Annotated in this window: 14 protein-coding genes; 4 read left to right on the forward strand and 10 right to left on the reverse strand. The window is 34.6% G+C overall.

Going from position 1 to position 13,544, the window contains the following annotated elements; translation table 11 throughout:
* Positions 1-44: 44 nt before the first annotated feature.
* From PHV22_RS06940 to PHV22_RS06960, 5 genes are all read right to left on the reverse strand, one after another.
* A complete protein-coding gene (locus PHV22_RS06940) occupies positions 45-506 on the reverse strand; it encodes a hypothetical protein (RefSeq protein WP_299946630.1) in 462 nt (153 codons plus the stop codon).
* Positions 507-2,414, reverse strand: coding sequence for a hypothetical protein (locus tag PHV22_RS06945; RefSeq protein ID WP_299946633.1), 1,908 nt, complete (start codon positions 2,412-2,414; stop codon positions 507-509). It abuts the gene before it with no gap.
* Between the two features lie 119 nt (positions 2,415-2,533).
* Entirely contained in the window at positions 2,534-2,959 is a 426-nt protein-coding gene (locus PHV22_RS06950; RefSeq protein ID WP_299946636.1) for a hypothetical protein, read from the reverse strand.
* 157 nt (positions 2,960-3,116) lie between these two features.
* Entirely contained in the window at positions 3,117-3,314 is a 198-nt protein-coding gene (locus PHV22_RS06955) for a hypothetical protein (protein ID WP_299946639.1), read from the reverse strand.
* Positions 3,315-3,393: 79 nt separating this feature from the next.
* A complete protein-coding gene (locus PHV22_RS06960; RefSeq protein WP_299946642.1) occupies positions 3,394-3,795 on the reverse strand; it encodes a hypothetical protein in 402 nt (133 codons plus the stop codon).
* Positions 3,796-4,178: 383 nt separating this feature from the next.
* Between PHV22_RS06960 and PHV22_RS06965 the strand changes: the two genes are divergently transcribed.
* Together PHV22_RS06965 and PHV22_RS06970 are read left to right on the forward strand one after the other, a co-directional pair.
* Positions 4,179-4,379, forward strand: coding sequence for a hypothetical protein (locus PHV22_RS06965; RefSeq protein ID WP_299946645.1), 201 nt, complete (start codon positions 4,179-4,181; stop codon positions 4,377-4,379).
* 5 nt (positions 4,380-4,384) lie between these two features.
* Positions 4,385-5,116 (forward strand): hypothetical protein, encoded by a 732-nt coding sequence (locus PHV22_RS06970; RefSeq protein ID WP_299946647.1) that lies wholly within the window; start codon positions 4,385-4,387, stop codon positions 5,114-5,116.
* A gap of 774 nt (positions 5,117-5,890) precedes the next feature.
* Here PHV22_RS06970 and PHV22_RS06975 read toward each other — a convergent pair.
* On the reverse strand, positions 5,891-7,729 hold the full coding sequence (locus PHV22_RS06975; RefSeq protein ID WP_295022564.1) for an ABC-F family ATP-binding cassette domain-containing protein: 1,839 nt from the start codon (positions 7,727-7,729) through the stop codon (positions 5,891-5,893).
* Positions 7,730-7,883: 154 nt separating this feature from the next.
* On the opposite strand from PHV22_RS06975, the gene PHV22_RS06980 reads away from it, so the two are divergent.
* Both PHV22_RS06980 and PHV22_RS06985 read left to right on the forward strand, forming a co-directional pair.
* Complete coding sequence (locus tag PHV22_RS06980; protein WP_295022566.1) at positions 7,884-8,186, forward strand: nucleotidyltransferase family protein; 303 nt, start codon at positions 7,884-7,886, stop codon at positions 8,184-8,186.
* Complete coding sequence (locus PHV22_RS06985) at positions 8,179-8,529, forward strand: HepT-like ribonuclease domain-containing protein (RefSeq protein ID WP_295022568.1); 351 nt, start codon at positions 8,179-8,181, stop codon at positions 8,527-8,529. The genes PHV22_RS06980 and PHV22_RS06985 overlap by 8 nt, the downstream gene beginning before the upstream one ends.
* Before the next feature lie 257 nt (positions 8,530-8,786).
* Here PHV22_RS06985 and arsM read toward each other — a convergent pair whose 3' ends face one another.
* From arsM to PHV22_RS07005, 4 genes are all read right to left on the reverse strand, one after another.
* Complete coding sequence (arsM, locus tag PHV22_RS06990) at positions 8,787-9,551, reverse strand: arsenite methyltransferase (protein WP_295022570.1); 765 nt, start codon at positions 9,549-9,551, stop codon at positions 8,787-8,789.
* 85 nt (positions 9,552-9,636) lie between these two features.
* A complete protein-coding gene (locus tag PHV22_RS06995; protein ID WP_295022954.1) occupies positions 9,637-10,209 on the reverse strand; it encodes a sigma-70 family RNA polymerase sigma factor in 573 nt (190 codons plus the stop codon).
* A 134-nt stretch (positions 10,210-10,343) separates the two neighbouring features.
* Positions 10,344-12,449, reverse strand: a complete 2,106-nt coding sequence (locus PHV22_RS07000; protein WP_295022572.1) for a Tex-like N-terminal domain-containing protein — start codon at positions 12,447-12,449, stop codon at positions 10,344-10,346.
* Positions 12,437-13,525 (reverse strand): NAD-dependent epimerase, encoded by a 1,089-nt coding sequence (locus PHV22_RS07005; protein ID WP_295022574.1) that lies wholly within the window; start codon positions 13,523-13,525, stop codon positions 12,437-12,439. Before PHV22_RS07005 ends, PHV22_RS07000 begins: the two co-directional genes overlap by 13 nt.
* Positions 13,526-13,544: the final 19 nt, after the last annotated feature.

Below are 13,544 nucleotides of genomic sequence, written 5' to 3' on the forward strand. Positions count from 1 at the left end.
TTTTCACACAGCTTGTCTATTTGGATTTGAGTCATTTTTTAGCCTTATGAAGCAGTAATCGCACTACTGAAATTCATAACTAAAGTTGTAGTTTTTTCTAACAATTTTGAAAAACTTAAATATAAAAATTTCATCAATCTAAAAGTAAGAGCGGAAGCTATAAAGGGAAAAGCTATATTAAAACCTGTAGTAAAACCAGAAGCATTCAGAAATAAAAAAATAACATCAGCGGAACCACCACCGCCAGACATTGTTTGAATACGAACTAAAAGAGCAGAAATTAAATTAAAAGCAGATATAAGAGAATCAACAGTGAAATAGAAAAAAGCTATCAAAATGGCAAACAAAGCAACAATCATGACTATAACAATTACAAAAAGCAGTTTTCTTGATAAAAATCTAAAATTAGATAAAAGTGAAGCTGTGTTAAAAAAACCAGTATATTTACTAATAAAAGCGAAAATAAGACCAAATCCATTTGCAACCATAGAAAAAAAAGCTAACATTTAAAAGCCTCCTATAAAAATAGTTACAGCGAAAGCCATTCCGCCAATTGCAACAACATTTGAAAAAATAGGACTAATTTTAGAAATATTATTTAACATTGGAGGGCATAAATCAGTAGATTTGCCACGAAAATTAATAACTAAAGAGTTGCCACAACTACCAGAGGGAAAAGTTGGAGCAGTCCAGCCACCAGTAATTAGAGTTTTTGTTGTATCAAAAGAAGTTTTGGCAGTATCTAGTTGAGTTTTTATATTGTCAATCATTGTTTTACCATTATTGAACATTTCTGTAACATCCGATAAATTAAAAGGTGTAAATTCACTAAGAGTTGGAAAACTAAAAGCAGGCATAGCAGCATTAACCAAATCTTGACCAGTAGTGGTGGTAGGAGATAAAGGAGCTGAAGCAATTGGTGCACCGTCTGAACCTACAAGAGGAATCATTTCGGTAACTTTCAAAGGAGTAGGTTTTATGGTTACTATAGGACTAGTTTTAGTAATAACTAATTGGTCAGGAGTAGGTTCAGAAATATATCCGGGAACATCGAATGTATAGCCAACCGTGCTAGTTTTACCTGTTGGAGAAACAGTTGTTACGGATGTACTGCCTTTCTTTAAAGGCTCATTAACTATTGTTTCGGAAGTACTAAAAGAGCCATCAGGATAAGCAGAAGTACTAGTCCAAACTTTAGACGGAAAACCATCAATAACGGTTCTTGCAACAGTATTAGTCTGCGGAACAACCATAGCAGTAGTTGTTACAGGAGGAGGAGTTAAAGAATAAGGCTTTGGCACATAATCTGCAAAAAGGTCAGGATATTGTTGCACTAAATTAGGGGGATCTTTAAAAGGTAAAGATTGTGGATACATGATTGTAGTATCTTGAACTTGACGCTGAGGAGTAGCGCTAATAGTTTCAGAAGAAATATTGGCAGAACCAGAACTTTGATTAACATTAGGAATAGGATTAGTATTATTATCTTTAGAAACTTCATTCATTCTATTCCATCTATCAATGTTTGCAATATTTAACTCATCTGATACTTCTGGAGCCAAAGAGGGATTTTTAGGGAAAAATTCATCACGAAGATAATTATAATAGGCATTATTGTTTAAAGAATCGCCAGAGCCTGAAGTTTTTTCAGTTGCAGTTACAGGAATGGTTACACTATTATTTTCAATTTTTGGAAGTCCAGCGCTATATTCCATATCTTTTTTTAAAAGAGGACTATCTGAAGCTAAGTTGGCCCACCAATCAAGAGCTTTTCCTAATGCTCTTCGTAAAGAATTATGTATGCCCATACCATTAGCAAGAGCATTTAATAAATCATTCGCATCAGTTTTTAAATAATCACGATAAGAAACACATTTAGAAGGATATTTCATGCCCCATAAACTAATTCTTGATGTAGTAGAAACACCACCATTATTACGACAATTTGTAGGTTGACCATCATAGTCATGTAAATTAACACAAGTATGAGTTAGAGGGCTTAAAGATAAAGGAGCTGTACAAGTTAATGGAGCAGTACAAGTATGAGTAGAAGCATTCCATACCTCTGGAGCAATACAAGCAGTAGAACATGAAACATCAACTTTATGTAAAGAATATCGAACAGAAGTATAATTAGAAAAAATAGTACAGGCATCCTGTTTAAAAATATTTGTATTTTGTGACCATATCCAATTTTGAACACCAAATTTATCATTACACAAAGAACGAGAAGCAGAACCATTTAAGTCAGTAGATGGATAACCATATTGAATATTTTTATCATTTATATAATTCGCACAAGTAGTAGGAGCGTCAGCTGTACCATTAGGAGAATAAGGAGAATAATCGGCACCTGTATATGTTTGAGCAAACAAAGAAAAATACAAAGAAAAAATAATAAAAAATATCTTCATATTACAAACTAAAAAGAGATAAAACAGCAAAGAAACTAGATAAGGCAAAGCCCCAATAAACGCCGATTGAAAAGAAGTAGTTAAAATACATATCAGAAGACAAAGCTAAAATTTCCATTTTAAAACCTTTTTGAAGATGAGATATTTACAACAGTTAAAACCATAAAAAATAGAAATACAAAACCAAAAAGAACACCGCTTAACGAGTTCATATAATTAAAATCTCTTTGGTTTATGCCTAATGCGTTAGTAGCTAAAGACCAATCTATAAGATGAGATTGTTCACGAAGTCTTAAAAAATCAGAACCAACAAAACCTTTAGAATTTAAACAACCAAGAGTGGAAGTGCCAGAATTTCTACAATCTGTTATATTTGTTTGACGAGTTGATGATAAACCTAAATCAGAAAATATTATTTTTGGATAGTAAGAGATTAAATAGGTTGTAGCGTTTTCATCAAAATCACTAAAATAGACACCTTGAACGGATATAGAACCAAAAGAAAGACTAAAAGATAAAGCGAGTAGTAATAAGATTCGTTTCATTTTTTAACCTTTAAAATAATAGTTTGATTGATTTTTTAATACCCCAAATAACAGCAAAACCAACAAGTGCAGAACCTAATAAGATAGTAAGATTTATGATGTCTATAGTAGGAGTAAGCATTTTATATCCTTATAATAAGGGGCGAACCCCCTATAATTAAGCTCTTAACAAGCCCATTGCTTTTTTTATTGACCACATAACAGCGGCAGCAATAAGAACAGCACCAGCAACAGTCTCAAAATCTGTTGTTGCAATTGTTGGAGCAGTTAAAGCAGCAGAAGCTTGAGAAGCAACAGCAGTTACAGCAACACCAGCAGCGATTAAACGCTCACGAAAATTAAGTTTTTTTAACATAAGAAACCCCTTTGGGTAGATAAAGTATTTGGGCTTACACAAGAGGACTGGAAACCAATCTCAATCACTGCCAACATACTTAAGCCTTTGAAGTTTGTTTAGATTGAGACAAAGAATTTTTAATGAATTCTGCACCATTATCAAATGAATCAACCATAAAAATATCGCCACCTTGATATTTTCTAGGGAGGTCGCCAGAGATAAAAAAAGGCATTTTTGAATTGCGATAATTGCGAATAATCTCTGCAACTTTGATAGATTCTTCCTCAGTCGCACAAATAATGCGATACTCAACCGTTGTATCTACTTCTTGAATTCCTACAATTTTATCTTCACGCTGAACTACATTAGTAGAACGAAATTTAACATTAGCACTGTATTTTGTACCGTTTTCCATTGTTCCAGATTTACCGGGCTTAATTGTTCCTACCTCTAAGATTTCGTACATAGTTCGAAAACCTTGGCTAATCACTTGACTCATATCACACTCCTTATTTAGGCAAAATTTTTTTCTATCTCTCTTTTGTTAACGCGGGGGAGTGATAGTCAACCCGCGGTCGGACTTATAACGCTAAAAGCGTATGCCGAGATTGTTTAAAACTATTTAGTAAGTGTGTAATTAAAAATTCGTTATAATCTTTAATCGCATAAATGGGCTTAGTCTCATGATGTTGTAGGAGTGATAGACCTGCGTTATTCTCTTTTGTCGATTTAACTGTAAGAGGTTTGTTTTGACGAGTATTTGTTTTCATGGTTATCACTCCGATATGCAATATTTGCAGATATTTAAAATCATACATGCAAATAAATAAAAAAAAGCTTAAAATATGCAAATATTGCATATATAAAATAGGAAATAGGAAAATGACAAGAAAAGAATTAGCAGAAAAACTTGGAATATCATTAAGATCATTGGACAATTGGGAAAAAGAGAAACCAGATTTAGTAAAATTAATAAATCAAGGACTCGCTTTAGACGAAAGCATAGAAGAGACAAAAAGACATTTAGAAAGACTAGAAGAAATAAAAAACAAATCAAGTAACGGCAAATTCCAACTAAAGTAAAAAAGATGAACACAATAAAAGCATTAATAATAGTTATGTTGAGTTGGGTGATTGCGAGTGCAAACATGGAAGTGAAAATGAACATCAAAGCACTATATAAAGATAAGTTTGAAACATTATCCGAAAAACAGCAAAATTATATTTATGACAATATGAACAAAATAAAAGAAATAACTGAAGCAGTGTTAAAACAAGAGACAAAGAATTTGCAAAAAGAAAAATTTATTGATGAAAAAAATGTAATTGAATTTATTTTAAACAGTGATGGAAGTATAGGAGAAATAAACTATATCGCAAGAAGCAGTGAGAGAAAATTTGATAATTTATCAAAAAGAATTATAGAAACTTCTCTTAAAAACTACCCAATGCCAAAAGAGGCAACGCCAATAAGAATGATTTTTGTGTATTCAGTCGGAAAGAAATTTAGCGAATCAAGAGAAAGAGCAGATAGTAGACCATATATTCAAATAATACAAAGAGGCACATCAAGATTTGAACACTCAATGAAAGAACAAGTTAGAGAGTTTGAAACATTAAAAGATGGATTTGTGAATGTAAATGTAAATCCACAAAGTTGTGCAGAAGTTTCATTATTGACAGACAATAATCAAAAAGTTAATGGTGGACTTGGTCAAATATTTATGCACTATAGCATTAACACAGAAGTTCCAAAAGGAAAATATAAACTTTTAGTTCAAACTAAAGTTACTTGTAATGTCAATATCCAATATCCATAAAAGAAATATCTTTTAACATTAACCAACAAACACTGCATAGACTAAATGTCTGTAAACTTTTGATAATTTGACAAGGGAGCTACGCTCCTAAACCCACTCGTACCTCGCGGGTCCCAGAACTAGGAGCGCAGCAACATTTTTGTTTGCGGTAGAGAAAAAGAATTTCCTAAGTAACAACAATAATTAGAATGAATAGTTTTCACTATGTGAAACCACCTCACGCGAGTTCGGCTACAATTCACACTAATTATTTATCAATCACTATGAAACATTATAGAAGCATTGATATTTTTTATTTAAAAATCTAAAAGAGAAAAAATTGAAAATAGGAAAATAGTAGCCAGAGGAGTGATTAATTCCTCTGTTTTGATTAGTGCAATAAAGGTGTGAACACCATCAAGACTAAAAAGACTACTATCATGTGGGAAAACATAGCAGTACCTCGCGTTAGAATCCCACCCAACACAACCCACTTAAAAATAAGCAAAAAAAAAGGGTAGCTAGAAATTAATCTAACTACCCCTCATCCCAACAAGTTGCAGTAATCAATTGCAACCATTAAGGCACTACATGTTCTCGGATAAAAGTATAACACAGAATGAGAAATAAATACAATAAAATTAAAAATAAGGATAAGCTTTTTTCAAATCCCTCTTTGTCCACCATAAAGCCCCCAAAAAATCCCTTATAATCATTTTTAATACAACATATTTACTTGGCATAGATCGGTAATTATATGACTATACTCGGCAAAACCTTCTATTTTGTCAAATGCTATCCCTCTAGTTCTACAAATCTTTTTTCATAATCCTCCATAATCTTATCAATTTGACTTTGGACTTCTACGAGTTCTTCAAAGCTCTCTTCGACGCTACTCTCTTGTTCTGAGATAAGCTTCGACAACTCCACAAGTTTTTTTGTATCATTGATATTTGTGGCATCAAGAAGCAATTTGTGATTTAACTCTATCTGCTTCTCTGTGTCTATAATATGTTTTTCGATTTTTTCAGCTTTTTTCCTTAGAGGAGAGAGTATCTCGTTTCTTTTACGAGTTAGTTCTGCTTTTACTTTCTTGCTCTCTTTTTGGTTATTTTGCGGTGCTGTTTTCTCAACTTTAGCACTCTCTTCCTGTTCTTCCCAGCCAATTTTTTCCAGGAATAGATCATATCCGCCATCGAAATATTGGGCTGTATCTTTTGCAAAAACAATCAATCTATCACACACACTTCTAAGCAATTCTTCTGAGTGCGTGACGATTATCACAGAGCCTTCAAAGCGTTTTATTGCCATTGTTAGTGCCTCGATAGAGTCCATATCTAGGTGGTTTGTAGGCTCATCAAGAAGCAAAAGATTAACCTCTCTTGCTAAAATCTGCCCAAGCATTACACGGCTTTTTTCACCGCCAGATAAAAGGGAGACTTTTTTCTCGGCGCTGTCTCCGCTAAACATCATGGCTCCACTTATGCTTCTGATAACTTGAGTAGAGAGTTTTGTGTTTGCAGAGTGAATCTCATCCATAACACTGTTCCCTGCATGAAGACGAGCTATGTTTGTCTGCCCAAAGTGTGCACTTACAACGCTTGGATGAGAGTGAATTGTTCCATGAAGCTGTTTTAACTCACCCGCAATTACATTTAGCAGAGTTGATTTACCTTTTCCGTTTTTACCGATAATCCCTAAACACTCCCCTTTTTTAAGCACAAATGAGATGTTTTTAAATAGGATTTGCTCTGGTGTATAGCCAAAACTTAAGCCATGAACATCAAGAAGAACCTTTGCTGGAGTCTCTTTAAAGTTAAAATCAAATTTTAGAGATGAGTCAAATCCTAAATCATCCATAAGTTCCATCTTCTCTAGTTGCTTGACTTTTGACTGTGCGAGGGCGGCGGTTGAGGCACGAGCTTTGTTTCTGGCTATAAAATCTTCAAGTTCTTTTACTTTTCTGTCTTGTGAAATTTTTTGTTTCTCATAAAGCTCATCATTTGCTCTTAGCTGATCATAAAATTTGTGGGTATTGCCTTGAATAAAACTAAGTCCCTTTCGTACGATTCCCATCGTGTGAGTCATTGTTGCATCCATAAAATCTCTATCATGAGTTATGAGGATAACTTCTCCCTCGAATGAGCATAAAAACTGCTTTAGCCAACGAAGAGAGAGAATGTCAAGGTAGTTTGTCGGCTCATCCAGCAGAAGCAGATTTGGCTCTGTTACTAGAAGTTTTGCCAGATTTATCCGTATTTGGTATCCGCCTGAAAACGAGAGAGGATTTTTCCCCAAATCTTCCGCACTAAATCCCAAACCAAAAAGAATCTTCTCAACTCGATATAAATCATACTTCATATCGCCCTCTAAAGCCAAAGAAGCCTCTTCTCTTAGAGTGTGTTCGCTAAAACTTAGATGCTGTTTTAGCGTGCCGATTCTATACCCTTTTGGTATAATAATTTCGCCGCTATCAGCAGACTCTTCGCCCAGAATAAGCTTAAAAAGCGTAGATTTTCCACTTCCGTTTCTACCAACCAAACCGACTCTGTTACCGCTGTTTAGTTTGAAATTCAGGTTGCTAAAAAGTTCCTGTTTCCCATAGTTTTTGGAGATATTTATTAGTTGTATCATGAGGCTCTTTTGATTTTTTTAAAATTATAGCAATAAGCTGATAATCCTAGGTATTAAATAAATTGTTTTATTGAGATGGTACTTTAGATTTTTACAATTACATATAAATCAATCTATGTTATACTTAACTCAGATTAAAAAGTGAGATCACACAATGCCACAAAAGAGCGAGATTTTATCAACACTCAAAGAGCTAAAACCGATTTACGAGAAAGAGGGATTGATACTTTTGGGATTGTTTGGAAGTTATGCAAAAGATACACAAACTAAATTTAGTGATATTGATATTGCCTACAAATTAGATTATGATAAATTCTCTTTAAAATACAGAGACGGTTTCTCAAAACTTCTTAGAATAGATGGCATAAAGAACGAACTACAAGCACTTTTTAAAACTCCTATAGATTTAGTTCCAGATACAAATAAATCAATCTTAAATGGCTTAATCAATGTCTAAAGGTATAGATAGACTTAACAAAATTTATGAGTGTATCAAAAATATAGAATTTATTTTGCATGAGAGTGAATTAAAAGTTACCCATTCCATTGAAGATAAAATAATAAAACCCGCCATTAGAATGAATATTGTAAGAATAGCTGAGCAGTTTAGCAAACTCAAAGATGATAATGAGTTCAAAATCCTTGAAGCATTCACAAGTGAAGAGTTAAAGGGTATTAGTGCGGTAAGAAACTATATTGCACATGATTATGACAGTACCGACGACAATATCATAGAGGATGTTATTCGCTACAATTTACCAATTTTTAAAGAGACAATTGAAAAGCTTTTAGAATCTTAGTAACTTTGATTTTTAGGGGTGTAATTTTTTATAAAAGTGGGGATTTATTCATTGAGGGTGTATTTGCGCATAACATCTCTTTGTCATCGGAATGGTTAAAACAACATAGTGAAATAGCCCCTTGAGGGTAAACCAGCCAAATCTACTCGTAGTCTGCTTGGTATTTTTAGTCCCCACTTTTTGATGATTCATGGATAGAAAAGTATATCGTAAAAGTGGAGATTCGCTTACAGGGGCGTAGGCCTATGTTTTGTTATCTATTTAACTGCCTCAATATTTGCCGAAACTATGTAGTTTTCAATGTTCTCAGACCAATCTTTTAAAAACTTTTTACTTTCGGTTTTAGGTGTGATATTAATATCTTTAAAACCAGAGTTCTTGAGAAGTAACTCTAAATCATCTATAAAACTAGCACCGGCGATGCAAGCTCCAAAGCTGTCTAGTGTAATCATGTGGGAGGGAATTTGTTTTGTTAATACAATATCAGAAATTGCCAATCTACCACCAACTTTTAAAACTCTAAAAGCTTCGTTAAAAACCCTTTGTTTGTCCAAAGATAGATTGATAACGCAGTTTGATATAATGACATCTATACTGTTATCTCTAACAGGTAAGTTCTCAATTTCACCTAATCTAAAATCAACATTAACATAGCCATTTTTCTCTTTGTTGCTTCGGGCTTTTGCTATCATCTCTCTTGTCATATCTACACCAATGACTTGCCCTTTTTCTCCAACTTCTTGTGAAGCCAAAAAACAATCAAGCCCAGCACCACTTCCTAAGTCTAAAACCATTTCACCTTTTTTAAGCGAAGCTATAGTTGTAGGATTTCCACATCCCAAACCTTTATCTGCCCCCTTGGGTATGGAGTTAAGTTGTTTTTTTGAGTACCCTAAGTTTAAAGAGATTTCATCACTATTACAACAGCCACTAATATTACAACCGTAACTATTGTCATTTGATCCTATAGTTGCATAGTTATTAGCTATGGCATCTCTTTTTTGTTCTTGTGTGAAATTCATAATTTTCCTTTAAAAGTATTTCGAGAATCACTTCTCTATGTATATAGACGAAAATTTTCTAAAAAGGTTTCATCTTTGTTCATGTTTAGCAAAAATTGCAGTTTTCATCTTTAACATCATAGTTTATGATATTTCCAAATTTATTATACTCGTAATGGCAACATTGAAGTAGTTTATCTTTTATCTGTTTCTTGCCTCGAAAAATTATATTTTTTATATTGTTGGTGCTAATATCTAGTTTTTCGGCTATTTCCTTTTGTTTTAACTCTTTTATTTCAGATAAATGCAACACTTTGGCGTATTTTGGTGCAAGTGAATTTATTATTGGTGCTATACAGTGTGAGAGTTCGCTTATTGCTGATGATTGCTCTTTTTGTTCAAAAATATACTCCTCATCAAATTCTATATTATCTTGCTTATTGTTGTTTTTTCTGTAGAAATCAATAATGGTATTTTTAGTAATTGTAAACATCCATGATGTTAATTTTTCATCTGATTTAAGTTTATCTATATTGGTATATATCTTTATAAATACCTCAGAGAGTATATCTTTTGCATCTTCTTTATTGTGAACTTTTGAATTAATAAAAGAAAGTAGCCTTGTACTATATTGTTTATATATTTGATCCATTATATTTAAATCCCCACTTTTTGCCACCTTTGAGATTGATGATTTTAGCAATTTTATAAACTTATCTATTCAAAATACCATTTATTTTTGCTAGCTATTTTTTCATCTTCTTGTTCTCTTTTAATTTTTCTCATAGAAATAGGCGATGGACTACAAAATAGTTAAACACCACCCACCAAACTAAGTCCGACTTTTCCTTTTTCAAGCTCTATGGAGACAACTTCTATTTGTGGAAGATATTGATTTAAAGAGAGAACTTCAAGCGGATGCTTGATTCTTTTTTGACTCATTTTTGAGATATGTATAAAGCCGTCATTTTTTAGTCCGATGTCAACAAATGCTCCAAAGTCGGCGATATTTCTAACTACTCCAGAGACAAAACTCCCCTCTTTTAGCATTTTAATGTCAGTTATATCATTCTTAAACGGAATTGGCGGCAAATCTTCTCTGGGGTCAAATCCTGGTTTTAGAAGCTCTTTGATGATATCTTTTAAGGTCTCTTCGCCGACTTCAAGCTCTAGGGCTTTGCTTTTTATATCGATTTTTTCCAGCTCCAAGCCATCTAATTTTTTGGCAACTCCGTAGCTCTCAGGATGGATGCCGCTGTTGTCAAAACTGTTTTTGCCGTTTTTTATGCGAATAAAACCTGCCGCCTGCTCATACGCCTTTTTGCCTAAACCTTTTACTTTTAAAAGCTCATCTTTGGCTCTGAAATTTCCATTCTCATCCCTAAAAGCTATAATATTTTTAGCTATTTTTTCACCAATGCCAGCGACAAAAGCAAGCAGAGATGTGGATGCAGAGTTTATATCAACACCGATACGGTTTACAAGGTCGCCCGTTACATCGCCTAGTTTTTTCTCTAAAAGTTTTTGATCCACATCATGTTGATACTGTCCGATGCCTAAAGATTTTGGATCTATTTTTACAAGTGTTGCCATGGGGTCGCGAAGTCTTTGGGCTATTGAGATGGCGCCTCTTATGGTTACATCGAGGTTTGGATACTCATCTTGTGCTAGTTTTGAGGCGGAGTAAACAGATGCTCCAGCTTCTGAAACAACAGTATAGGCAAGATTTATATTCTCCTCTTTGTTGAGACGGGCAAAGAACTCTTGAGTCTCTCTTGAAGCGGTTCCATTGCCGATGGCAACGGCTGTAATATTATAGTTTTTTACTAACGATAACACTTTTGTTTTAGAGGTGTTATAGTCATTTTTTGGTGCAGTTGGGTAGATGACATCGTGTTTTAGGTAGTTTCCGTTCTCGTCAATAACAGCCAGCTTACATCCGCTAACAAACGCAGGGTCGACTCCCAACATAACTCTGTTAGCAACCGGAGGAGTCATGAGGAGTTGATTTAGATTCTTGCCAAAAACATTTATAGCTCCCATATCTGCTTTGATTTTCAGCTCTGCGTGCACCTCTCTCTCGATTGATGGCAGCAAAAGTCTCTTTAGCCCATCCTTATAAGCCTCAAACAACAACTCTTTAGAGCTTGAAGCATTTCGCGGGATTTTATACTCTCTTATGTTTTTTTCTATCGACTCCACATCAATTGTTATTTTTACAGATAGTTGCTTCTCTTTGACTCCGCGCATAACTCCAAGATAGCGATGAGATGGAATGTAAGCAACTTTTTCGCTCTTGTCTGCAAAGTTTGCAAAAACTCCTTTTTCATCAAACTCCTTCCCTTTTTTAATCTCCAAAGAGCCGAAGCGCATCATTGCGCCATAAATGAATTCTCTCTCACGGGGCATATCTGCATATCTCTCAGCCAAAATATCTTGAGCGCCCTTCACTGCCTCCTCAACGGATTTTATTTCGCCTTTTATAAAGTTTTTCGCAAGAATATAAAACTCCGCAAGAGAGAGTTTTGCATTGCCAAGTGCGTCCGCAAGAGGCGTTAAACCGCTATCAATAGCGCTTTGGGCTCTTGAGTTTTTTTTCTCTTTGTATGGCCTATAAATATCTTCTAAAACCCTAAGCGTATCGGCTTCTTCTATACTTTTTTTGATAGCCTCGCTCAGGGTAGCTCTTTGCTCAATCAGCCTTGATATCTCCTCTTTTCTTTCAAGAAGCTTTTTTGAACTCTCATAAATAAGCTCAAAATCTCGCAGCACCTCATCACTAGCACCGCCGCTCATCTCTTTGCGATAGCGAGCAATAAAAGGGATGGTTGCGCCTTCCCCTAAAAGTTTTAAGATGTTGGCTATATGCTCCTGTTTTAGTGCTGTTTTTTCTGTTAATAGTTTGATTAATTTTTGCATTTTTCTCCCTGTTGTTCAAAAAACTCTAAATACCAATCCACAAAATTATCTATACCTTCTTGCACGGATGTTTTTGGCTCATACCCTAAATCTTTTGCAATATCGCTAATGTCCGCATAAGTACTTGGAACATCTCCGGCTTGAATTGGCAACATATTTTTTTGAGCCTTACGGCCTAATTTTTTCTCCAATGCTTCTATAAAATCTGTAAGTTTCACAGGGTTGTTGTTGCCTATATTGTAGATTTTATATGGAGCTGGCGAGCTAGATGAGTCTGGGGACTTGCCATCCCACTCTTTGTTGCCAGACGGAGGGTTGTCGTTCACCCTTATGATTCCATCCACAATATCATCAATGTAGGTAAAGTCTCTCCACATCTCTCCATAATTAAAAACATCTATCGGAGTCCCCTCCAATATAGCTTTTGTAAAAAGAAAAAGCGCCATATCGGGTCTGCCCCATGGTCCATAAACAGTAAAAAACCTCAATCCCGTTGTTGGAATATTGTACAAGTGTGAATATGTATGGGCCATAAGTTCATTTGATTTTTTGCTTGCCGCATACAAACTCATTGGGTGATCCGCGCAAGAAGCAGTTGAAAATGGTTGCACTTCATTTAGCCCATAAACAGAACTGCTGCTCGCATAAACCAAACTTTTTATATTATTATGCCTGCAAGCTTCAAGAATATTTACAAATCCAACAATGTTACTATCAATATATGCCCTTGGGTTTGTTAAAGAGTATCTAACACCTGCTTGAGCTGCGAGGTTTATAACGCTGTCAAAGTTCTCGTTCTTAAATAGCTTTTCTATGTTTTCATTATCTTCAAGATTCAATTTTATAAATCTATAATTTGGATACTTACTGCTGGTTATAAATGAGTTATATGCAATATCTGCCCCATCCTCAAGATTTTCTATAATCCCGCTTCGCAGTAACCTGCCATATTTTACACTCTGGTCGTAGTAGTTGTTTATATTATCAATACCAACAACTTCATCGCCTCGCTCTAAAAATTTAAGTGCCAAATGACTTCCAATAAATCCAGCTGTTCCCGTTATAGCTATTTTCAAATACGCTCTCCTGCTCTAT

Source organism: Sulfurimonas sp. (genome assembly GCF_028713515.1).
Classification (GTDB): Bacteria; Campylobacterota; Campylobacteria; order Campylobacterales; family Sulfurimonadaceae; genus Sulfurimonas.

What these genes read in the sequence shown, in the direction of transcription:
- PHV22_RS06940 (WP_299946630.1), bottom strand. Translation starts at nt 506, where the DNA reads ATGTTAGCTTTTTTTTCTATGGTTGCAAATGGATTTGGTCTTATTTTC.
- PHV22_RS06945 (WP_299946633.1), bottom strand. Translation starts at nt 2,414, where the DNA reads ATGAAGATATTTTTTATTATTTTTTCTTTGTATTTTTCTTTGTTTGCT.
- PHV22_RS06950 (WP_299946636.1), bottom strand. Translation starts at nt 2,959, where the DNA reads ATGAAACGAATCTTATTACTACTCGCTTTATCTTTTAGTCTTTCTTTT.
- PHV22_RS06955 (WP_299946639.1), bottom strand. Translation starts at nt 3,314, where the DNA reads ATGTTAAAAAAACTTAATTTTCGTGAGCGTTTAATCGCTGCTGGTGTT.
- PHV22_RS06960 (WP_299946642.1), bottom strand. Translation starts at nt 3,795, where the DNA reads ATGAGTCAAGTGATTAGCCAAGGTTTTCGAACTATGTACGAAATCTTA.
- PHV22_RS06965 (WP_299946645.1), top strand. Translation starts at nt 4,179, where the DNA reads ATGACAAGAAAAGAATTAGCAGAAAAACTTGGAATATCATTAAGATCA.
- PHV22_RS06970 (WP_299946647.1), top strand. Translation starts at nt 4,385, where the DNA reads ATGAACACAATAAAAGCATTAATAATAGTTATGTTGAGTTGGGTGATT.
- PHV22_RS06975 (WP_295022564.1), bottom strand. Translation starts at nt 7,729, where the DNA reads ATGATACAACTAATAAATATCTCCAAAAACTATGGGAAACAGGAACTT.
- PHV22_RS06980 (WP_295022566.1), top strand. Translation starts at nt 7,884, where the DNA reads ATGCCACAAAAGAGCGAGATTTTATCAACACTCAAAGAGCTAAAACCG.
- PHV22_RS06985 (WP_295022568.1), top strand. Translation starts at nt 8,179, where the DNA reads ATGTCTAAAGGTATAGATAGACTTAACAAAATTTATGAGTGTATCAAA.
- arsM (WP_295022570.1), bottom strand. Translation starts at nt 9,551, where the DNA reads ATGAATTTCACACAAGAACAAAAAAGAGATGCCATAGCTAATAACTAT.
- PHV22_RS07000 (WP_295022572.1), bottom strand. Translation starts at nt 12,449, where the DNA reads ATGCAAAAATTAATCAAACTATTAACAGAAAAAACAGCACTAAAACAG.